Genomic DNA, 20,228 nt, shown 5'->3' with positions numbered 1-20,228 from the left:
TTAGCATTCGATGACGTTCACGGCAAGACCGCCGCGCGACGTTTCCTTGTATTTCGTCTTCATGTCGGCACCCGTCTCGCGCATCGTCTTGATCACCGAATCAAGCGAGACGTAGTGCTGGCCGTTACCCTTGAGCGCCATCCGCGATGCGTTCAGCGCCTTGATCGCGCCCATCGCGTTGCGTTCGATGCACGGGATCTGCACGAGCCCGCCGACCGGGTCGCAGGTCATGCCGAGGTTGTGTTCCATGCCGATCTCGGCCGCGTTCTCGACCTGGTCGGGCGTGCCGCCCATCACCGCGGCAAGCGCGGCCGCGGCCATCGAGCACGCGACGCCCACTTCGCCCTGGCAACCGACTTCCGCGCCGGAAATCGACGCCGTTTCCTTGTAGATGATCCCGATCGCCGCGGCCGTCAGCAGGAATTCGACGATGCCGGCTTCGTTCGAGCCCGGCACGAATTTCACGTAGTAGTGCAGCACCGCGGGAATCACACCGGCCGCGCCGTTGGTGGGCGCGGTGACGACTCGGCCGCCCGCCGCGTTCTCCTCGTTGACGGCCATCGCATACAGGTTGACCCAGTCGAGCATCGACAGCGGGTCGCGCAGCGACTCCTCCGAACGCGCCCGCAGGTTCCCGTTCAGTTCGGCCGCACGGCGCTTCACGCGCATCGGGCCCGGCAGTTCGCCCTCGACCTTGCAGCCACGCTCGACGCATGCAGCCATCGTGCGCCAGATCGCGAGCAGCCCGGCGCGCACTTCGTCCTCGGGGCGCAGCGCGCATTCGTTGCGCAGCATCACCTCGGCGATCGACAGCCCGTGTTCGCGGCACTGGCGCATCAGGTCGTCGCCGGTACGGAACGGATACGGCACTTCGACCGCCGCGCGCACGCCGTTCACGCGATCGCCGTCGCGATTGACGACGAAGCCGCCGCCGACCGAGTAATACTCTTTCTCGACGAGCAACTGGCCGTGCTCGTCGAACGCCTGGAAGCGCATCCCGTTCGGGTGCACGATGCTCGTGCCGCTCATCAGCTTGCGATAGAAGCCGATGTTCTCCTTCTCGTCGAAGCGGATCGTCTGCTTGCCGAGCAGCGTCAGCGACTTCTCCGCGCGGATCCCGGCGAGCCGCGGCTCGATCAGGTCCGGATCGATCGTGTCAGGCAGATGGCCCTCGAGACCGAGCAGCACCGCCTTGTCGGTGCCGTGGCCCTTGCCCGTTGCACCGAGCGAGCCGTATAGTTCGACCCGCACGCGGCGCACGAAGCCGAGCAGGTTCGCGTCCTCGATGTGCGATGCGAAGCGGCACGCGGCGATCATCGGGCCGACCGTATGCGAACTGGACGGGCCGATGCCGATCTTGAACAGGTCGAACGCGCTGACGTTCATCTGGCTTCCTCTGGGTGGGCGTACGTGAAATGTCGTTGGCATCAGTACATCAAAGCGTAAAATTGGCCGATAGAACAAAAACGGCATCGGCGTGGGATAGCGCCGCCAAGCCCCGCGCAGGACGGCCGGAAAGTGCGTTTTGGCGATGGTTCGCGACGCAAAAGCACAAGTCGGCCGGCGCCTGCCCCGCCCGGCAGACGTACCCCGCAAACCGAGTGAAACGAGTGAGACCTGCCTTTCCGGCGTGACGAGATTGACCGCGATGACACCCGACGTACCCGCTTCCCCCTTCGCCGAACCGGCGCCGCAGCGCATCCGCTTCGGCATCGTGCTGCTGCCGAACTTCACGCTCACGGCCTTCTCGGGTTTCGTCGACATGCTGCGGCTGTCGGCCGACGACGGCGACTACAGCAAGCCCGTGCGCTGCGCGTGGAGCGTGATCGGCGAAACGCTGGCGCCGGTGCGCGCGAGTTGCGGGATCCAGATCACGCCGTGGGAAACCTTCGATGGGGCCGAACCATTCGACTACGTGGTCGTGGTCGGCGGGCTGCTGCACTCGGGGCCGCAAGCCGGCCCCGAAACGCTCGAGTTCATCCGCCGCTCGGCAGCGGGCGGCGCGACGGTCGTCGGGATCTGCACGGGCGTATTTACGCTGATGCGCGCGAAGGTGCTCGACGGCTATCGCACCTGCGTGAGCTGGTTCCACTACTGGGATTTCATCGAGCGCTTCCCGAGCGCCGATCCCGACCTGCTGATCGCCGACCGCCTGTTCGTGATCGACCAGCGCCGCATCACCTGCTCGGGCGGCCGCGCGTCGATCGACGTCGCCGCCGCGATCCTCCTGCGCCATTTCGATCACGCGACCGTGCAGAAGGCGCTGCGCATCCTGCTCGTCGGCGAGATGCAGAAAGGCAATGCGCCGCAGCCGCATCCGCCGGGCCTCGAGCCGGCCACGCACCCGAAGGTCAAGCGCGCGATTCTTCTGATGGAACAGCATGTCGGGCGCTCGCTGCCGCTCGAGGAACTCGCGTGCAAGCTCGACATGTCGACGCGCCAGCTCGAGCGGCTGTTCAAGGCCGAGACGGGCAGGAGCCCGCAGGCGTTCGCGAAGCAGGTGCGGCTGCGCACGGCCGCGTGGCTGCTGACCAGCTCCGACCGCACCGTCGCCGATATCGCGTCGAGCTGCGGGTTCGCCGACGCGTCGCACCTCGGGCGTGAGTTCCGCAAGCAGTTCGGCGTGCCGCCGGCAACCTATCGCGAGCGCGGCGGAGAGGTCGCGGAAGTCGCCGTGCCGGCCGCGGCCGATCCTGTCGAAGACATCGCCGACTGACGATCGCGTGCCGTCCCCGGCGCGCTCCCTTTCCTCCTCCGACCGCGCGTCGAACCACGCACGATCGCCGCACGTTCCCGCCAAATTGGAACCGGTTCCAATCAACTTGACCGACGTTCTGCCGCGTTGATTGGGGTTATTCCGGATGCTGACGCTCTTCCAAATTTGTATGATGACCACATCACCTTACAAGCTAGAGCGCCATGTTCGAGAAAATTCCCGCCCGTGCGATGAGCGACCACGTCGCGCAGCAGCTGCTCAAGCAGATCGAAGCCGGCAGTTTCTCGGCCACCGGCAAGTTGCCGACGGAAGCCGTGCTTGCGCAGGAATTCGGCGTGAGCCGCACTGTGATCCGCGAGGCGATTTCGCGGCTGAAGAACGAAGGCGTGGTCGAGCCGCGCCAGGGCAGCGGCGTGTACGTGAACCAGCACGGCGCGATCCGGCCGCTGCGGATCGACTACGCGGAAGCCGTCGAGGCCAGCTCGCTGCCGCACCTGCTCGCGGTGCGCCGCGCGATCGAGGCTGAAGTCGCGGCCGAAGCCGCGCTGCACCACACCGCCGACGACATGGCCGACATCGACGACGCGCTGCGCAAGATCGACGATGCGGCGGCCGAAGGGCGCGACGGCGTCGCGGAAGACGTCGCGTTCCACCGCACGATCGCGGCCGTCACCGGCAACCCGTATTTCCTGAAGACGCTGCAGTTCCTGAACCAGTACCTCGAGGCTGGCGTGAAGGTCACGCGGCGCAACGAAGCGACGCGCGAGGATTTCTCGCGGCAGGTGCGCGAGGAACACGCGGCGATCGCCGACGCGATCCGCGCGCGCGACCCGATGGCGGCGCGCAATGCGGCGCGCACGCACATGTACAACGCCGCCCGCCGTCTCGCGGAAGCCGGCATCTGCTGAAGCCGGCGGCGGTGCCCGACCGGGCGCCGCCACCGTCCCGAACCTCTTCCCGAATCGATCAAGGTTGACCATGTCACGAAATATTGGAGTCATCGGCCTCGGCGCGATGGGCCTCGGCGTCGCCCGCTCGCTGCTGCGCGCGGGGTTCCGCGTGCACGCCTGCGACGTGCGCGACACCGTGTTGCAGGCGTTCGCAGCCGAAGGCGGCGTGGCCTGCGCGAGCCCAGCCCAACTCGGCGCGCAGTGCGACGTGGTCGTCACGCTCGTCGTCAATGCCGCGCAGACTGAAACGGTGCTGTTCGGCGAGCACGGCGCGGTCGCGGCGATGAAGCCGGGCGGCGTCGTGATCGCGAGCGCGACCGTCGCGCCCGACTTCGCGGTGGCGCTCGGCGCGCGCATCGAGGCCGCGGGCCTGCAGATGCTCGACGCCCCGGTGTCCGGCGGCGCCGCGCGCGCGGCGTCGGGCGAGATGACGATGATGACGTCGGGCCCCGCCGCGGCGTATGCGGGCTGCGACGACGTGCTCGCCGCGATGGCCGGCAAGGTGTATCGCCTCGGCGACGCGCACGGCATCGGCTCGAAGGTGAAGATCATCAACCAGCTGCTGGCCGGCGTGCATATCGCGGCGGCCGCCGAGGCGATGGCGCTCGGCCTGCGCGAAGGCGTCGACGCCGATGCGCTGTACGACGTGATCACGCACAGCGCCGGCAATTCGTGGATGTTCGAGAACCGCGTGCCGCACATCCTGAACGGCGACTACACGCCGCTGTCGGCCGTCGACATCTTCGTGAAGGATCTCGGCCTCGTGCTCGATACCGCGCGCCGCAGCAAGTTCCCGCTGCCGCTGTCGGCCACCGCGCACCAGATGTTCATGAGCGCGTCGAGTGCCGGCCACGGCGGCGAGGACGATTCCGCCGTGATCAAGACTTTCCCCGGCATCACGCTGCCGCCCGCCCGCTGATTCGAACGACGCTCCTGCCATGACCGCTTCCGCTTCCCGTCCCCTGCTCGGCTGCATCGCCGACGATTTCACCGGCGCGACCGATCTCGCGAACATGCTCGTCAAGAGCGGCATGCGTACCGTGCAGACGATCGGCGTGCCCGCCGACGGCGCCGCAGTCGACACCATGGTCGACGCCGATGCGATCGTCGTCGCGCTGAAGTCGCGCACGATTCCCGCCGCCGACGCCGTCGCGCAATCGCTCGCTGCTTACGAATGGCTGCACGCGCAGGGCTGCCGACAATTCTTCTTCAAGTACTGCTCGACGTTCGACTCGACCGACGCGGGCAACATCGGGCCCGTCGCCGACGCGCTGCTCGATGCGGCCGGCGGCGGCTTCGCGATCGCGTGCCCGGCGTTCCCCGAGAACGGCCGCACGATCTTCCGCGGCCACCTGTTCGTCGGCGACGTGCCGCTGAACGAATCGGGCATGGAGCACCACCCGCTCACGCCGATGAAGGACGCGAACCTCGTGCGCGTGCTGCAGCGGCAGACGACGTCGAAGGTCGGCCTGATCCGCTACGACACGATCGCGCAGGGCGCGGCCGCCGTGCGTGCGCGCATCGACGCGCTGCGCGCGGACGGCACGCGCTTCGCGATCGCCGACGCACTGTCGGACCACGACCTCCACGTGCTCGGCGAAGCGTGCGCGAACCTGCCGCTCGTCACGGGCGGCTCGGGCGTCGCGCTCGGTCTGCCGGAGAATTTCCGCCGCGCGGGGCTGCTGCCCGAGCGCGACAACGCGGCCTCGCTGCCGCGCATCGACGGGTTGTCGGCCGTGCTCGCCGGCAGCGCGTCGAAGGCGACCAACGCGCAGGTCGCCGCGTGGCGCGAAAGCCGTCCGAGCTTCCGGATCGATCCGCTCGCGGCATCGCGCGGCGAACCCGTCGTCGACGACGCACTCGCATTCGCACGCTCGCACCTGCCGCAACCGGTGCTGATTTATGCGACCACGACGCCCGACGAAGTGAAGGCCGTCCAGCAGGCACTCGGCGTCGAAGCGGCCGGCCATCTCGTCGAAAGCACGCTTGCGGCGATCGCCCGCGGCCTGCGCGAGCTCCGCGTGCGCAAGTTCGTCGTCGCCGGCGGCGAGACGTCCGGCGCGGTCGTGCAGGCGCTCGACGTGAAGTCGCTGCAGATCGGCGCACAGATCGACCCCGGCGTGCCGGCCACCGCCACCATCGACGCGCAGTCGCTCGGCCTCGCGCTGAAGTCCGGCAACTTCGGCACGGTGGACTTTTTCGACAAGGCGCTGCGCGCCCTCGACGGAGCCGCATGATGCGCGACGAAGCGAAACTGCGCGAAGAGATCTGCGTCGTCGGCGCGAGCCTGTATGCGCGCGGCCATGCGGTCGGCAGCGCCGGCAACATCAGCGCGCGGCTTGCCGACGGCTGGCTGATCACGCCGACCGATGCGTGCCTCGGCCGGCTCGACCCGAACGACATCGCGAAGGTCGGCCTCGACGGCCAGCCGCTATCGGGCGGCAAGCCGTCGAAGACGCTCACGCTGCATCGCGGGATCTACGCGCGCAACACGGAAGCCAACGGCATCGTCCACACGCATTCGACGCACCTCGTCGCGCTGACGCTCGCGGGAGTATGGCGCGACACCGACGTGCTGCCGCCGATCACGCCGTACTACGTGATGAAGGTCGGCCACATTCCGCTGATCCGCTATCGCCGCCCCGGCGACCCGGCCGTCGCGGCCGAAGTCGCGGCGCTCGCCGACCAGGTGCGCGGCGTGCTGCTCGAGCGCCTCGGCCCGGTGATGTGGGGGCAGTCGGTGTCGCACGCGTCGTATGCGCTCGAGGAACTCGAGGAAACCGCGCGGCTGTGGCTGATGACGCATCCGAAGCCCGAGCCGCTGTCCGACGCCGCACTCGACGAACTGCGCCAGGCCTTCGGCGCGCGCTGGTAGCGCGACGCGTCGCGCACGGACCACGCGCGAACCACGTACCGATTCCCCTGCCCGCCGTGTGCGCGGGCCCTTGCCTCAGCACACACAGAATCCGGCGGCGTACGCGCCGCCGGCACACGATATCGATGGAGACGACGATGACTGCTCTCGACGCGGCCGCAAGCCGCTCGCCCGCCGCGCCCGCCCAATCGGCCGAGCTCGACCGCACCTACAAGAAAGTGTTCTGGCGCATCGTGCCGTTCCTGATGCTCTGCTACGTGGTCGCGTATCTCGACCGCGTGAACGTCGGCTTCGCGAAGCTGCAGATGTCGCAGGACCTCGCGTTCAGCGAAACCGTGTTCGGCCTCGGCGCCGGCATCTTCTTCCTCGGCTACTTCCTGTTCGAGCTGCCGAGCAACCTGCTGATGCACCGCATCGGCGCGCGCATCTGGATCGCGCGGATCATGATCACGTGGGGCCTGCTGTCGGCCGTGTTCGCGTTCGTGAAGACGCCGACGCAGTTCTACGTGCTGCGCTTTCTCCTCGGTCTGGCGGAAGCCGGCTTCTATCCGGGCGTGATCCTGTACCTCACGTACTGGTTCCCGTCGCATCGCCGCGCGAAGATCATCGCGGTGTTCATGTCGGCGATTCCGGTGTCGGGCATCTTCGGCAACCCGCTGTCGGGCTGGATCATGGAACGCTTTCACGGCGGCTCCGGCTTTCACGGCTGGCAGTGGATGTTCATGATCGAGGCCGTGCCGGCCGTGCTCGTCGGCATCGCGACGATCCTGTATCTCGACAACAGCATCCGCGGCGCGAAGTGGCTCGACGAGCGCGAGAAGCAGCTGCTCGAGGATGAAATCGCCGCGCAGCCGCAGGAACAGCAGCAGCACGGCCATTCGCTGAAGGCCGTGTTCTCCGACCCGCGCATGTGGTGGATGTCGCTGATCTACTTCGCGTTCGTCACCGGCCAGTACGGCCTCACGTTCTGGATGCCGACGCTCGTCAAGTCGACCGGCATCACCGATACGTTGCAGATCGGCCTGCTGTCGGCGATTCCGTTCGTCGTCGCGATCGTCGTGATGAACCTGTTCGGCCACAGCGCGGACAAGCACCGCGAGCGCCGCTGGCACCTGATCGTGCCGGCGCTGATGGGCGCCGTCGGGTTTGCGGTCGCCGCGTCGTACTCGCACAATACGGCGGTGTCGATCGTGTTCCTGTCGCTCGCGGCGGGCGGCGTGCTGACCTGCGCACCGCTGTTCTGGTCGCTGCCGACCGCGTTCCTCGCCGGCTCCGCCGCTGCCGCCGGGATCGCGATCATCAACTCGGTCGGCAACCTCGCCGGGTTCGCGAGCCCATACGTGATCGGCTACCTGAAGGACGCCACGCACAGCACGTCGTCCGGCATGTACGTGCTCGCGTCGATGCTCGTGATCGGTGCGATCGCCGTGTGGCTCACGCCCGCGAAACTCGTGAACCGCTGAGCCTGCCGCCATTCGATGCGGGGCGCCGTGCGCCCCGCCCCATTCATTCACAGGAACCGCTGCCATGCCACGCTTCGCCGCCAACCTCTCGATGATGTATACCGAGCACGCGTTCCTCGAACGCTTCGCCGCTGCCTCGTACGACGGCTTCAAGGCCGTCGAGTACCTGTTCCCGTACGACTTCGCCGCCGAGGACATCCGCGCGCGGCTCGACGCGCACAACCTCGAGCAGGCGCTGTTCAACGCGCCGCCCGGCGACTGGGCCGCCGGCGAGCGCGGGATCGCGTCGCTGCCGGGCCGCGAGGACGAGTTCCGGCGCGGCATCGACCAGGCGCTCGACTATGCGCGCGTGCTCGGCAACAAGAGGCTGCACGTGATGGCCGGGATGGTCGCGCCGGGTGCCGATCGCGCGCGCCATCGCGACACCTACCTGGCGAACCTGCGGCATGCGGCGCAGGCCGCCTTCGCGCGCGGCATCACGATCCTGATCGAGCCGATCAACCAGCGCGACATGCCCGGCTATTTCCTGAGCCGCCAGGACGATGCGCACGAGATCTGCGCGGAAGTCGGCGCGCCGAACCTGAAGGTGCAGTTCGACTGCTATCACTGCCAGATCGTCGAGGGCGACCTCGCGATGAAGCTCAAGCGCGATTTCGCGGGCATCGGCCACATCCAGATCGCCGGCGTACCCGAGCGCCACGAGCCGGATATCGGCGAGCTCAACTACCCGTATCTGTTCGCGCTGATCGACGCGCTCGGCTACGACGGCTGGATCGGCTGCGAGTATCGCCCGAAGGCCGGCACGTCCGAAGGCCTCGGCTGGCTCAAGCCGTACCTGTGATTCAAGCATTCCTAAGAGGGTAACGAACATGAAAGTACTGATCACCGGCGGCGCCGGCTTTCTCGGCCAGCGTCTCGCGCGCAAGCTGCTCGAGCGCGGCGAGCTGACCGGCCCCGACGGCCGGACCAGCAAGATCGACGAGCTGGTGCTGCTCGACGTCGTCGAAGGCAGCGATTTCGGCGACGCGCGCGTGACGTCGATCGTCGGCGACATCGCCGATCGCACGGTGCTCGAAAGCGCGATCGACACGCGCACGGGCACAATCTTCCACCTCGCGGCGATCGTCAGCGGGCAGGCCGAAGCCGATTTCGATCTCGGCATGCGGATCAACCTCGACGCGTCGCGCACGCTGCTCGAGGTGTGTCGCGCGCGCGGCCATCGTCCGCGCGTCGTTTTCACGAGCTCGGTGGCCGTCTACGGCGGTGTGCTGCCCGACATCGTGCAGGACGACACCGCGCTGAATCCGCAATCGTCATACGGTGCGGAGAAGGCGATCGCCGAGCTGCTGCTGTGCGACTACGCGCGGCGCGGCTTCGTCGACGGCCGCGTGCTGCGGCTGCCGACCATCAGCGTGCGGCCGGGCCGCCCGAACGCGGCCGCGTCGTCGTTCGCGAGCGGCATCATCCGCGAGCCGCTGAACGGCGAGGAAAGCGTGTGCCCGGTGCCGGGTTCGACGCGCTTGTGGCTGCTGTCGCCGCGCGGCGCTATCGAAGCGCTCGTCGCCGGTTGTGAAATCGACAGCGAGAAGCTCGGCAACAAGCGCGTGATCAACCTGCCCGGCCTGTCGGTGTCGGTCGACGAGATGATCGCGGCGCTGCGCGAAGTCGCGGGCGACGACGTCGTGAAGCTGATCCGCCATGCGCCGGACGAACGCGTCGAGAAGATCGTCGGCAGCTGGCCGGGCCGCTGGGACACGACGCGCGCGGAAGCGCTCGGGCTGAAGGGTGACACGTCGTTCGCGGACGTGATCCGCAGCCATATCGCCGACGAACGGCGTTGACGGCCACGCCGCCGAGCGGGCAAGCGGCCACACAAGCGCCGCCGACGCCCGCGCGGCAGGCACCGTCGGGCCTCATCAGCGCGGCCTGGCGGATTCCCCGACGCGCATCGATGCGCGCTTCGCCCCCTCCGGCGGGCGCGCCGCGCCGGCCGCGTGCTGCCACGCCAGCAAACCCGGCAGATAGAACAGCAGATCGCGCACGCGCCGCGCGCCGGCCAGCGCCAGGCAGGTCGGCGCGTCGAAGCCGAGCAGCCCGCCGATCAGCACGAACCCGCCTTCCTGCACGCCCAGCCCGGCCGGCATCATGAACGCGATGCTGCTCAGCAGCTGAATCAGCGCCTCGATCGCGAGCGCTTGCGCGAACGTCGGATCGGCGCCGAGGAAGCGCAGCGCGACCCAGATTTCCAGCGCATGCCCCGCAAACTGCAGCGTCTGCCAGATCGTGAGATAGCGCACGACGATGCCGGTCCTGCGCCAGATCATCCGGATGGACTGATCGGTGCGCGCCGATTCGCCGACCAGCGCCACCACCTTCCCGCTCGTGATGCGGTTGAGCGCGCGCATCGCCCGCTCGAACGGCCGCGCATGCTGCACCAGTGCGAACAGCAGCAGCACCGGCACCATCGCCGCCATCCCGATGGCGAGTTGCGCGGCCACCCGCGCGGCATCGGACGAGCCCTGGTCGAGCACGTAGCCGATCGCGACCAGCGCGAACACCAGCTGGCTGATCAGCGTCAACTGCATGTCGGCGACGAGGCTCGCCACGATGGTCGCCGGCCGCACACCCGCCTGCCGCAGCAAGCTGAACGACACAAGCTCGCCGCCGATCCGCGCGACCGGCAACAGCCCGTTGATCGATTCGCGAATCCAGACGAGCTTCAGCATCGTCGCGAAGGAGGGTCGGCGCCGGCCGCGGATCAGCATCCGCCAATCCCATGCATTCGCGAGCATCGGCAGCACGTGAACCAGGGCGGCAAGCAGCAACCCGGCGCCGGCGGCCTGCAGCCGGTGCAGGACCGTCATTGGATGCTCGCGCCAGATCAGCCATACGGCAATGGCCAGCCCGGCCAGTGCAGCGAGGCGTCCCGCATGCCGAAGCCGCGCGTCGCGATAGGTGGGCAGCCGCCCCGCGCCTTCATCGTCGGAATGCGTGTCGTGCGTCATGGTTTCCCCGCCGGCGACAGCAAACCCTCGCGGTCGACGCGAAAGCGCGTGCCACGCCAGATGACATGCGACGAGAAGAAGCTCGACACGAAGATCAGGAACTGCACCAGATCGACGAACGGCAACCAGAGCGCGCCGCGCAGGCTCGCGCCGATCGCGCGCGCCGTTCTCACCATCAGCAACGCCCGCGCGGCCAGCGCGGCCACCGTCAGCGCGCAGGCGACCGCCGTGCCGCCGGACAGCAGCAGCGCCAGCAGTGCGAGCGGCACCGGATGCATCAGCACCGAACCGGCATGACCGACCCGGTCCGCCGCGCGGATCGTGCAACTCCAGCGCAATTCGTGCGCGTACAGGTTGGCGAACGTGTCGTCGACACACGCATGCCCGACGACGAACGGCGGAACCACGACTCGCGCCCCGATCTGCCGCACCGCTTCGCCCAGCGCGTGATCCTCGGCGAGGTGATGCGCGAAACGCGTGAGGCCGCCGATGCGTTCGAGCGTCGCGCGCGTGATCGCGATCGTCTGGCCGAAGCACGGACGCGCGCGACCGATGAAGAGCCCGGTGATCACCCCTGGCAGGAAATGGTAGTTCGTCATCGCGACGGCAACACCGGGCCAGAAACCCGGCGACGCGACGCCGCGATACACGCTCGTCACGATGCCGACGTCCGGCTCCTGTAGCGCGCCGACGATGGCGCGCAAATAGTCGCGCTCGACCACCACGTCGCTGTCGGCAAGGCAGAGCACCGAATGCTCCGCGTGTTCGAGCATGTTCACGAGATTGGCGACCTTGCGGTTGGGCCCGTACAGCCGCGCATCGGCGACGACCGTGATGTTGGCATCCGGATAGCGCGCGCGCAGCGCCTCGACGGCTTCGAGCGCGGCGTCGCCCGCGTCATGCACGCCGAACAGGTGCTGAACCGGCCCCGGATAATTCTGGACGAAGAAGCTTTCGAGATGCTGACCAAGATGCCATTCGTCGCCGTGCAACGGCTTCGCGACGGTGACACCCGGAAAATCGCGCGGCACCGCCGCCGCGCGGGAGAAGAACCGGCCGACCAGCACGCTGGCCGCGATCGTGTAGGCAATGCCCAGCAGCACGCCCAACCCGCAAACGAGCGATATCGCCCGGGCCAGCGCGTGCACCACCTGCAACAACTCCATGCCTCTCTCCCGAGGTTTTCCGTGCGACCGCAGTGCCGGTATTGGCCCCGCGCGCACGATTTTCATCCACGCACGCAGCCGGATCGGTTGCGATCGAGCCGGATGTGAAGGATGACCAACAGAAGGTACGCGCAATCAGATGACACGACTACCATTCGGCAAATACAGCGGCGGCAACCTTACGATCCGACAGGATCGCAGTCGCGACGATGCCCCACGTAGGAAACGTCATCGTGGTGAAAAATGCTTCGGGTACAACATCGGGGCCCGCGCGGCGATCGGCAAACGGGCGCGCCATCGCTCGATCGACCGGACATATTCGATGTGCGGCCGCGTGCTTAAAGTTTCGTTAAGGATTCGGCCGTAGAATCCGCCGGAAGATACCGCCACCCCGCTTGCCAGGAGCCTTCATGCCCACGCCCGCCCGATATGACGCAGTCGCCCGCGTTCTTCACTGGCTCATCGTCGCGCTTCTCGTCGCGCAGTACGCGATCGGCTGGACGATGCCCGACGTGCATCGCGACACACGCCCGATCGGGCTGATCGCCGCGCACCTGATCGTGGGCACCGCGCTGCTCGCCGCGATGGCTTGTCGCGTGCTCTGGCGCGCGACGCATCGTCCGCCCGCCGACGAACTGTCGCCCACGATGCGTGCGTTGTCCGGCGCAACGCATGTCGCGCTCTATGCGCTGCTGATCGCGGTGCCGTTGCTCGGCTGGATCAATGCGTCATCGCGCGCGTGGGCCGTGACGCTGTTCGGCATCGTGCCGTTGCCGGCACTGTCGGCAGCCGGGTCGGGATTCGGGCACGCGATGGGCGACGTGCACGGCATCCTCGCGTGGGTGCTGTTCGGTGGCGTTTGCCTTCACGTCGCAGCCGCGATCGCGCATCGTTTCATCCTGCGCGACCGGGTCATGCAACGGATGATGCCCTGGTAATCTCGTCACTCACGTCCTGGCTCATTCCGCGATCGACCCGCGCGCCCATCGGAAGCGGGTGACGAGATGATCGCGGCGCCGCGCGAAGCGGCGCGCAATCGACGGCATGGCCGTGCGTGCAGTTCGATCAGGTCGCGTGCCGCGAACGGCATGCGTATTGCCATCACGCGAACACGACGGCCTGGAGATACACATGTACATGTCGACTCCTAGTTGTCGATCTGCGCCGGCATGACGGAGGCTGGCGCATCCGCGGCGGCCGAAGCCGCCATCCTCGCGTGATCCTGCTCGGCAAGCTTCGCCTGCGCGGCCTGAATGTCCGCGGGATATTCGCCGTCGTCGCCCTTCGACGGGTCGTAACCCGCCGCTTCCAGACGCATCAGCTCCTCGCGAACCTGTGCGCGCGTGAGTGGCGCATTCGATTGCGCGAATGCGGACTGACCGGAAAGTGCGCCGATCATCATCAGTAGTGCGATACAAGTTTTCATCATGAACTCCTTCGATGTTTCGTGCCGATCAAGCGTGGTGAAAGTCGAACCCGGCGCAGCGGGCCTTCAGGTCAGCTGCCGAAATACGGCGTGCAGAAGCTCTCGGGCCCCACGCACGCGGCCGGACGCGGACGGGACGGCAGGGCCGCCGGCCTTCCCGCATCGGAAGCCGCCGCCGGATCGCTACCGACCGCGGTCTCGGCCCGATGTTGCGGCATCTGTTCGGCCTGCTGCTGGAACAGCGGGCTCACCGCCGGATACGACGTGTCGGTCACGAATCGCAACCCGTTGTTTTCGGCGTCGATCAGCTCCTGCCTGACCTGCGCGCGCGTCAGTTCCTGGGCCGACGCGGGCGTCGCGACACTCGCGACGGAAATCGCCGCCACCGTGGCGGCCACCAGCCAATGCGTGTTCATGCTCCACTCCTTCGGAAGTCAACGAGACGACGTGCTACATCCCGTATGACGACGCCCGGTGCGCGTTTATTCCCGGAATCCCGAACCGCTTGCGCCGGACGTTCACCGAACTGTCATTCTTTCGTCAGCCGGCGTAACCTGACGTAATGCAGCCCCACCGCAACGTGGGGCAGACTGTCGACACCTTGTGGATCGGTCCTCGATCATGTCCGTTGCTTACGACTATGCAGCCGGCCTGCTTCGCACGCTGTACGACCGCCATATCGATAGTGGCGCGGTGCTCGACACGGCCGCGTTCCCCGATGCCGAGCGCTTCATCCGCGCGTGGCCGGCCATCCGCGCGGAAGCGCTCGACGTCGCGCGCGACCTGCCGCGCATCCCGCGCTTTCACGAGATCATGCGCGAGCAGCACGACATCTCGGCCAACGATGCACGCGACTGGCGGATGTTCATCATGCAGGCTTACGGCCAGCCATTCCCGCGCAACCTGTCGCGCTGCCCGACCGTCGAATCGATCCTCGCGGCGTCGCCGGACGTGCTGTCCGCGTCGCTGTCGTTCCTCGCGCCGGCCAAGCACATCCCGCCGCACCGCGGGCCGTTCCGCGGCATCCTGCGCGGCTATCTGGTGCTGTCGATGCCGAAGCGCGCGGACGGCACGCCGGCCGCCGTGCTGAAGGTCGACGGCCATGAATACCGGCTCGACGAAGGCCGCTTCCTGCTGTGGGACGACACGTTCGTGCATGAAGTGTGGAACGACAGCGACGAAGTCCGGATCGTGCTGCTGCTCGATATCCGCCGGCGCGGCATGCCGCGCTTGCTGACGTGGCTGTCGAATGCGGTGATCGGCATCGTGCGGCTCGGGATCCGGATACGCGGGCAGTCGATTCCGGTTTAGCAAGACACCCGGCGCACGCCCGTTGCGATCAATCCTCGCGCGCAAGACGCGTCAGGACCTCCGTGAGCGCCTGAATCGCGGGTTGCGCGGCGCGTTGCACCGGGTAGACAAGGTAGTAGCCCAGACCGTTGCGCACCACCTCCGAAAACGGTGCGACCAGCGTTCCGGCCGCCAGCCGATCCGCCGCCATGCGCGGATCGCCGATCGCGACGCCGTGCGCCTGGGCCGCGGCCGTCAGTGTCAGTTCGAGCGTATCGAATACCAGCCCGCTGCCCGGGTCGATCTGCGTGGCGCCCACGGCGGCGAGCCAGCATCGCCATTCGTCGCGATTGCGCGCGGGATGCAGCAGCGTCACATGCGCGAGATCGGCGATCGACCGCAGCGACGCGCCGACATCGCGCGTACACATCGGCGTCAGGTATTCGTCGAATAGCGGGACCGCCACCATGCCTGCCCAGCTGCCGATGCCGCGCACGACGATCACATCGAAATCGGCGTCGGTGAAATCCGGTGTGTCGTCCGCCGACGTGTGAATGCGCAATTCGGTCCGCGGCAGCGCGTGATTGAGCGCCGACAGCCGCGGCAGCAGCCAGCGAATCGCGAACGTGGAAGGCAGCCGCAACGTCAGTGCCGACCCGGCATGCGCATGGGCGTGAGCGTGTCGCGCCAGTTGCGCGAGGACGTCGACGGCCACCGCCAGCAACGCGCCGCCTTCCGTGGTCAACGTCAATCCCGACGGATGACGGACGAACAACGCACATCGGTAGTGCGCTTCCAGTTGCTGCACCTGCCGGCTCACCGCGCCCTGGGTCCGGCACAGATGCTCGGCGGCCCGGTTGAAGCTGCCCAGTTCGGCGGCGGCGACAAACGCCTGGAACGCCGTCAGCGGCGGCAGCGCGCGCGTCAGATCCGCCAGCGGGTATGCGCGGGCGGCATGCCCGGGTTGCGGATTTTTCGTTTGTTCGGTCATCGCGGCATCGCTATCGTGGTTGCACCGGATCGCGACGGCTGTCGCGGAAGGCTCGTCAACAATCAGCGGAGAAATATCATGGTTTCGTCGTCCGACGCACTTTACACGCGACAGGTCGATACCTACCTGAAGACACTCGAGCGCGGCGACGTCGCCGCGATCTGTGCATTGTTCACGCCCGACGCGCGGATATTCTCGCCGTTTCTCGGCTGGATGGCGCCGCAGCCCTTCTTCGAAAAAGTCGCGGCGGCATCTGGTCAAAGCCGGATCACGCCGATCGACATCTGCGTCAGCGCGACGGGCGCGCGTCGGGCCACCGGCTATTTCACCTACGACTGGGGACTGAAAGACGGCTCCGCGGTGCAGTTCGAATGCGTCGACGTATTCGAATTCGACGACGATGCGAGCATCGAGCGCATGATCATCGTCTACGACACGCATCCGATCCGAAGCACGGTCGGCGACAAGTACGCGTAACCGGGCAAGCGCGCGCACCGACCATGGCGCGGCGCAGCAACGGCGACATCGCCGCCGGCCGCACAGCGAGGTCACTGCCGGCCCGATCGATCGCCTAAACTACAGACCGTCCCCCCTGCGCGGCTCCTGCCAGCCCCTGCCATGGCCCACCTCTTCTTCGCGGCGTCGATCCAGCGGCATATCGACACGCCCGAGCGCGACATCGACGCACGGACGCTCGGCGAAGCGCTTGAAACCGTCTTCGGCGAACAGCCGCGGCTGCGCGGCTACATCGTCGACGACCAGGGTGCGCTGAGAAAGCATCTGTCGGTATTCATCGACGGCCAGCCGGTGCGCGACCGGCAACACCTGTCCGACGCGCTCGGCGACGCGAGCCGCGTCTATGTCGTGCAGGCGTTGTCCGGCGGGTAAAGGGACGCATCGTCATCCAAGCAAGCGCCCGAGCGCGCCCACAGGAGACATCCGACATGAACGATCGACTGCTCGTCGCGACCCGCAAGGGCCTGTTCGTGCTGCAAGCCGACGGCAACGGCGGCTGGTCGCTCGGCGAGCCGCACTTCATCGGCGAACCGGTCAGCATGGCGCTAGCCGATCCGCGCGACGGCACGCTGTATGCGGCGCTCAACCTCGGCCATTTCGGCGTCAAGCTGCATCGCCGGCGCGCCGGTGCGGCCGAATGGGAAGAATGCGCGGTTCCCGTGTATCCGCCGCAGCCCGCCGACGCGCCGCGCGCCAACGTCGGCGCACAAACCGGCGCCGGCAATGCGGACGACGAAGCGCCCGCCCCGCCCCGGCCGCCGTGGACGCTTCAGCAGATCTGGTCGCTCGAAGCCGGCGGCGCCGACGAGCCGGGCGTACTGTGGGCCGGCACGATACCGGGCGGACTGTTCCGCTCCGGCGACGGCGGCGATTCGTGGGTGCTCAACCGCGCACTGTGGGACTGCCCGGAGCGCCCCGAATGGTTCGGCGGCGGCTATGACGCGCCGGGTATCCATTCTGTGATGGTCGATCCGCGCGACAGCCGGCACGTGACGATCGGCATCTCGTGCGGCGGCGTGTGGCAGACCTTCGATGGCGGCGCGAGCTGGCGCGTCAGCGCCGACGGCATGGAAGCCGATTACATGCCGCCCGAGCGGCGCGGCGAGCCCAACGTGCAGGACCCGCATCGCGTCGTCCAGTGCGCGGCCAGTCCCGATGTGCTGTGGACCCAGCATCATTGCGCGATCTTCCGCTCGACCGACGGCGCCGCGCACTGGCAGCGCATCGAAGCGCAGCCGTCGAGCTTCGGCTTCGCGGTCGCCGTGCATCCGGCGGATCCTGACACCGCGTGGTTCGTCCCGGCCGTGAAGGATGCGTGCCGGATTCCGGTGAACGGCCGGTTCGTCGTCACGCGCACGCGCGACGGCGGCCGCAGTTTCGAAAGCCTGTCGAACGGGTTGCCGCCTGCACCGGCCTACGACCTCGTGTATCGGCACGGGCTCGCGGTGGACGATTCCGGCACGCGCCTCGCGATGGCGTCGACGACGGGCGGGTTATGGACCTCCGGTGACGGCGGCGAGAACTGGCGGCAGATATCCGCGCATTTGCCGCCGGTGTATTGCGTGCGCTTCGGATAGCGACGCGGCTGAACCGGCCGAGCCGCGGAATCGCTCATCTCGCGGCCGGCATCGAGACGACACTGCCTCGATGCCGGCGCGGGACGTCGATGCCCTGCCGCTCAATGCACGCCGAGATACGCCTTGACCGCGGGCAGGCCCGGCTTGCCGTCGAGCGTCGTCACGCCGGCCAGCCACTTCTCGAGCGATTGCGGGTTCGCCTTCAGCCACGCGGCGGCGGCCTTGTTCGGGTCTTCCTTGTTCATGATCGGCACCATCACGTGGTTCTCGATCGCCGTCGTGAACTGCAGGTTCGACACGAACTTCGCGACGTTCGGGCAGCGCTGCGCGTAGTCGGGCGGCGTGGCCGTCAGCACCTTCGCTTCGCCGTAGTTCGGGCCAAACACGTCGTCGCCGCCGGTCAGATAATCGATCTTCATCTGCACGTTCATCGGATGCGGTTCCCAGCCCAGAAACACGATCCACTGTTTGTCGCGGGCCGCGCGGTTCACCTCGATCAGCATCCCGGCCTCGCTCGACTCGACCAGCTTGAACTTGCCGAGGCCGAACTGATTGGTGTCGATCATCTTCTTGATGAGCGCATTGCCGTCGTTGCCCGGCTCGATCCCGTAGATCTTGCCGTTGAGCTTGTCCGCGTACTTCTGGATGTCGGCGAACGACTTCAGGCCGCCCTGGTACACGTAGTCAGGCACCGCGAGCGTGTATTTCGCACCGGTCAGGTTCGGCGTGGCGAGCACCTTGATCGTGCCGGCCTTCGTGAACGGCTGGATGATCGGATCCATCGTCGGCGACCAGTAGCCGAGGAACACGTCGATCTGCTTGCTCTTGATGCCGGCGAACGTGATCGGCACCGACGCGATCGTCTTGGTCGGCGCGTAGCCGAGCCCCTGCAGCATCGTCGACGCGAGGCCGGTGGTGGCCGCGATGTCGGACCAGCCGACGTCCGCGAAGCGCACGTTCTTGCACACGGGCGGGTCGGCCGCATAAACGGCCGACATCGGCGCGGCGATCCCGATCCCGCATACCGTTGCGATCAATAGGCGCTTCATCTGTCTTCTCCTCAAGGTGACGTCGTTTTTCATGGTTGCGGGATCGATTGTTGAAGCCGCGCGCCGCGATCCCGGCGGCGTCGCGGACCGAACGGTTCGCGCGGGCCGTGTCAGCGCCCCGGCAGCCGCCGTTCGTAGCTCGGCGCATGACCGAATTGCGCGCGATACGCCTTGCTGAAGTGACACGGCGAATGGAATCCGCACGTCGTCGTCACGCGCGCGATCGACGCGTCGGTCGTGCGCAGCAGGTCGCGCGCGCGTTTGAGCCGCAGCGTCAGGTAATAGTGGGTCGGCGATACGTTCAGGTACACCTTGAACATCCGCTGCAGGTGCCGCTGCGACAGCCGCACGAGCCGCGCGAGTTCCTCGAGCGACAGCGGCTCCTCGATGTTCGCCTCCATCAGGCGCACGACCTCGATCAGCTCCGCGCGCGAGAAGCCGACGCGCGCGTCGACCGGAATCGGCTGCGTGTCGGTCGAGCTGCGGATGCGCTCGAGGATGAACTGCTCGGACACCTGCGCGGCGAGCTGCTGGCCGAAGCGCATGCCGACGAGGTTCAGCATCAGGTCGAGCGGCGCGGTGCCGCCGGTACAGGTGAGCCGGTCGCGATCGACGACGAACAGCTCGTCGGCGAACCCCACCTGCGGAAACTCCGCATGCAGCGCGGACAGGTTCTCCCAGTGCACGGTGCAGCGATAGCCGTCGAGCAGCCCGCCGGCCATCAATGCATACGCGCCGGTGCAGATGCCGCCCAGCGGCAGCCCGCGTTCGGCGAGCGCCGCGAGCGTGTCGCGCGCGCCGTCGTCGACCACGTCGCGGATACGAATCCCGCCGCACACGATCATCACGTCGGGCAGGTTCGTGTAGTCGAGCGCCTGGGTCGGCCGCACCGCGATGCCGTTGCTGGCATGCACGGGGGCGCCGTCGAGCGAATAGATCGACCACTGGTAATGGTCGGCGCGCCCGACGTAGTTCGCCATCCGAAGCACTTCAACCGCGCTCGAGAACGCGATCATCGAAAAATTCGGCAGCGTAAGGAAGCCGAAATGGGCGAGGGACGAAACCGGTGAAACGCGAGCGGCGGGCACGGCGGCAGCGGCGGACGTCACATCGGGCTCCTGGCGAACGGTTGAGCAGGTTGCAGGACGCCAGTCCCGCGGCGCACGCCGCGGAAACCGGTATCGGATCGGAGAAGGCGGCCGGA

The 20,228-nt window shown here is 67.5% G+C and carries 21 protein-coding genes; 13 read left to right on the top strand and 8 right to left on the bottom strand.

The window, feature by feature from the left end; translation table 11 throughout:
* Positions 1–1,386: an L-serine ammonia-lyase gene (locus tag ACVK00_RS07415; protein WP_228908342.1), complete on the bottom strand. Its 1,386-nt coding sequence runs from the start codon at positions 1,384–1,386 to the stop codon at positions 1–3.
* 262 nt (positions 1,387–1,648) lie between these two features.
* Between ACVK00_RS07415 and ACVK00_RS07410 the strand changes: the two genes are divergently transcribed.
* The 8 genes from ACVK00_RS07410 (at position 1,649) to denD (ending at position 9,845) form a co-directional block, all read left to right on the top strand.
* Entirely contained in the window at positions 1,649–2,716 is a 1,068-nt protein-coding gene (locus tag ACVK00_RS07410; RefSeq protein WP_284895780.1) for a GlxA family transcriptional regulator, read from the top strand.
* A gap of 203 nt (positions 2,717–2,919) precedes the next feature.
* A complete protein-coding gene (locus tag ACVK00_RS07405) occupies positions 2,920–3,624 on the top strand; it encodes a FadR/GntR family transcriptional regulator (protein WP_284895782.1) in 705 nt (234 codons plus the stop codon).
* A gap of 70 nt (positions 3,625–3,694) precedes the next feature.
* Positions 3,695–4,585 (top strand): L-threonate dehydrogenase, encoded by an 891-nt coding sequence (gene ltnD / locus ACVK00_RS07400; RefSeq protein ID WP_284895784.1) that lies wholly within the window; start codon positions 3,695–3,697, stop codon positions 4,583–4,585.
* Positions 4,586–4,604: 19 nt separating this feature from the next.
* Positions 4,605–5,903 (top strand): 3-oxo-tetronate kinase, encoded by a 1,299-nt coding sequence (gene otnK, locus ACVK00_RS07395; protein ID WP_354123256.1) that lies wholly within the window; start codon positions 4,605–4,607, stop codon positions 5,901–5,903.
* Positions 5,903–6,541, top strand: a complete 639-nt coding sequence (gene otnC / locus ACVK00_RS07390) for a 3-oxo-tetronate 4-phosphate decarboxylase (protein WP_175726642.1) — start codon at positions 5,903–5,905, stop codon at positions 6,539–6,541. Before otnK ends, otnC begins: the two co-directional genes overlap by 1 nt.
* A 137-nt stretch (positions 6,542–6,678) precedes the next feature.
* Positions 6,679–8,004: an MFS transporter gene (locus tag ACVK00_RS07385; RefSeq protein WP_284895788.1), complete on the top strand. Its 1,326-nt coding sequence runs from the start codon at positions 6,679–6,681 to the stop codon at positions 8,002–8,004.
* 64 nt (positions 8,005–8,068) lie between these two features.
* Positions 8,069–8,845 (top strand): 2-oxo-tetronate isomerase, encoded by a 777-nt coding sequence (otnI, locus tag ACVK00_RS07380; protein WP_354123255.1) that lies wholly within the window; start codon positions 8,069–8,071, stop codon positions 8,843–8,845.
* Positions 8,846–8,873: 28 nt separating this feature from the next.
* Positions 8,874–9,845, top strand: coding sequence for a D-erythronate dehydrogenase (gene denD / locus ACVK00_RS07375; RefSeq protein WP_228908349.1), 972 nt, complete (start codon positions 8,874–8,876; stop codon positions 9,843–9,845).
* A gap of 75 nt (positions 9,846–9,920) precedes the next feature.
* Here the strand turns inward: denD and ACVK00_RS07370 are convergent, their stop codons facing one another.
* Both ACVK00_RS07370 and hpnI read right to left on the bottom strand, forming a co-directional pair.
* Positions 9,921–11,009, bottom strand: coding sequence for a lysylphosphatidylglycerol synthase domain-containing protein (locus tag ACVK00_RS07370; RefSeq protein ID WP_228908350.1), 1,089 nt, complete (start codon positions 11,007–11,009; stop codon positions 9,921–9,923).
* Positions 11,006–12,175: a bacteriohopanetetrol glucosamine biosynthesis glycosyltransferase HpnI gene (gene hpnI, locus ACVK00_RS07365; RefSeq protein WP_284895793.1), complete on the bottom strand. Its 1,170-nt coding sequence runs from the start codon at positions 12,173–12,175 to the stop codon at positions 11,006–11,008. Before hpnI ends, ACVK00_RS07370 begins: the two co-directional genes overlap by 4 nt.
* Positions 12,176–12,585: 410 nt before the next feature.
* Between hpnI and ACVK00_RS07360 the strand changes: the two genes are divergently transcribed.
* Positions 12,586–13,113 (top strand): cytochrome b, encoded by a 528-nt coding sequence (locus tag ACVK00_RS07360; protein ID WP_284895795.1) that lies wholly within the window; start codon positions 12,586–12,588, stop codon positions 13,111–13,113.
* Between the two features lie 209 nt (positions 13,114–13,322).
* On the opposite strand, the gene ACVK00_RS07355 is transcribed toward ACVK00_RS07360, so the two are convergent.
* Together ACVK00_RS07355 and ACVK00_RS07350 are read right to left on the bottom strand one after the other, a co-directional pair.
* On the bottom strand, positions 13,323–13,601 hold the full coding sequence (locus ACVK00_RS07355; protein WP_228908353.1) for a DUF4148 domain-containing protein: 279 nt from the start codon (positions 13,599–13,601) through the stop codon (positions 13,323–13,325).
* Between the two features lie 71 nt (positions 13,602–13,672).
* Positions 13,673–14,017, bottom strand: a complete 345-nt coding sequence (locus tag ACVK00_RS07350) for a DUF4148 domain-containing protein (RefSeq protein WP_284895797.1) — start codon at positions 14,015–14,017, stop codon at positions 13,673–13,675.
* Positions 14,018–14,222: 205 nt separating this feature from the next.
* On the opposite strand from ACVK00_RS07350, the gene ACVK00_RS07345 reads away from it, so the two are divergent.
* Positions 14,223–14,912, top strand: coding sequence for an aspartyl/asparaginyl beta-hydroxylase domain-containing protein (locus ACVK00_RS07345; protein WP_228908355.1), 690 nt, complete (start codon positions 14,223–14,225; stop codon positions 14,910–14,912).
* Positions 14,913–14,940: 28 nt separating this feature from the next.
* Here the strand turns inward: ACVK00_RS07345 and ACVK00_RS07340 are convergent, their stop codons facing one another.
* Complete coding sequence (locus tag ACVK00_RS07340; RefSeq protein ID WP_284895799.1) at positions 14,941–15,882, bottom strand: LysR substrate-binding domain-containing protein; 942 nt, start codon at positions 15,880–15,882, stop codon at positions 14,941–14,943.
* 78 nt (positions 15,883–15,960) lie between these two features.
* On the opposite strand from ACVK00_RS07340, the gene ACVK00_RS07335 reads away from it, so the two are divergent.
* The 3 genes from ACVK00_RS07335 (at position 15,961) to ACVK00_RS07325 (ending at position 17,975) form a co-directional block, all read left to right on the top strand.
* A complete protein-coding gene (locus tag ACVK00_RS07335; RefSeq protein ID WP_284895801.1) occupies positions 15,961–16,359 on the top strand; it encodes a nuclear transport factor 2 family protein in 399 nt (132 codons plus the stop codon).
* Positions 16,360–16,500: 141 nt separating this feature from the next.
* Positions 16,501–16,770: a MoaD/ThiS family protein gene (locus tag ACVK00_RS07330; protein ID WP_006749905.1), complete on the top strand. Its 270-nt coding sequence runs from the start codon at positions 16,501–16,503 to the stop codon at positions 16,768–16,770.
* 56 nt (positions 16,771–16,826) lie between these two features.
* Positions 16,827–17,975 (top strand): WD40/YVTN/BNR-like repeat-containing protein, encoded by a 1,149-nt coding sequence (locus ACVK00_RS07325; protein WP_284895803.1) that lies wholly within the window; start codon positions 16,827–16,829, stop codon positions 17,973–17,975.
* Positions 17,976–18,076: 101 nt separating this feature from the next.
* Here the strand turns inward: ACVK00_RS07325 and ACVK00_RS07320 are convergent, their stop codons facing one another.
* Together ACVK00_RS07320 and ACVK00_RS07315 are read right to left on the bottom strand one after the other, a co-directional pair.
* Positions 18,077–19,024: a choline ABC transporter substrate-binding protein gene (locus tag ACVK00_RS07320; RefSeq protein ID WP_006757406.1), complete on the bottom strand. Its 948-nt coding sequence runs from the start codon at positions 19,022–19,024 to the stop codon at positions 18,077–18,079.
* Positions 19,025–19,134: 110 nt separating this feature from the next.
* A complete protein-coding gene (locus ACVK00_RS07315; RefSeq protein ID WP_284895805.1) occupies positions 19,135–20,133 on the bottom strand; it encodes a GlxA family transcriptional regulator in 999 nt (332 codons plus the stop codon).
* Positions 20,134–20,228 lie beyond the last annotated feature (95 nt).

It is taken from the genome of Burkholderia sp. PvR073 (assembly GCF_054055695.1).
This window is presented reverse-complemented; position numbering and strand designations above follow the sequence as displayed.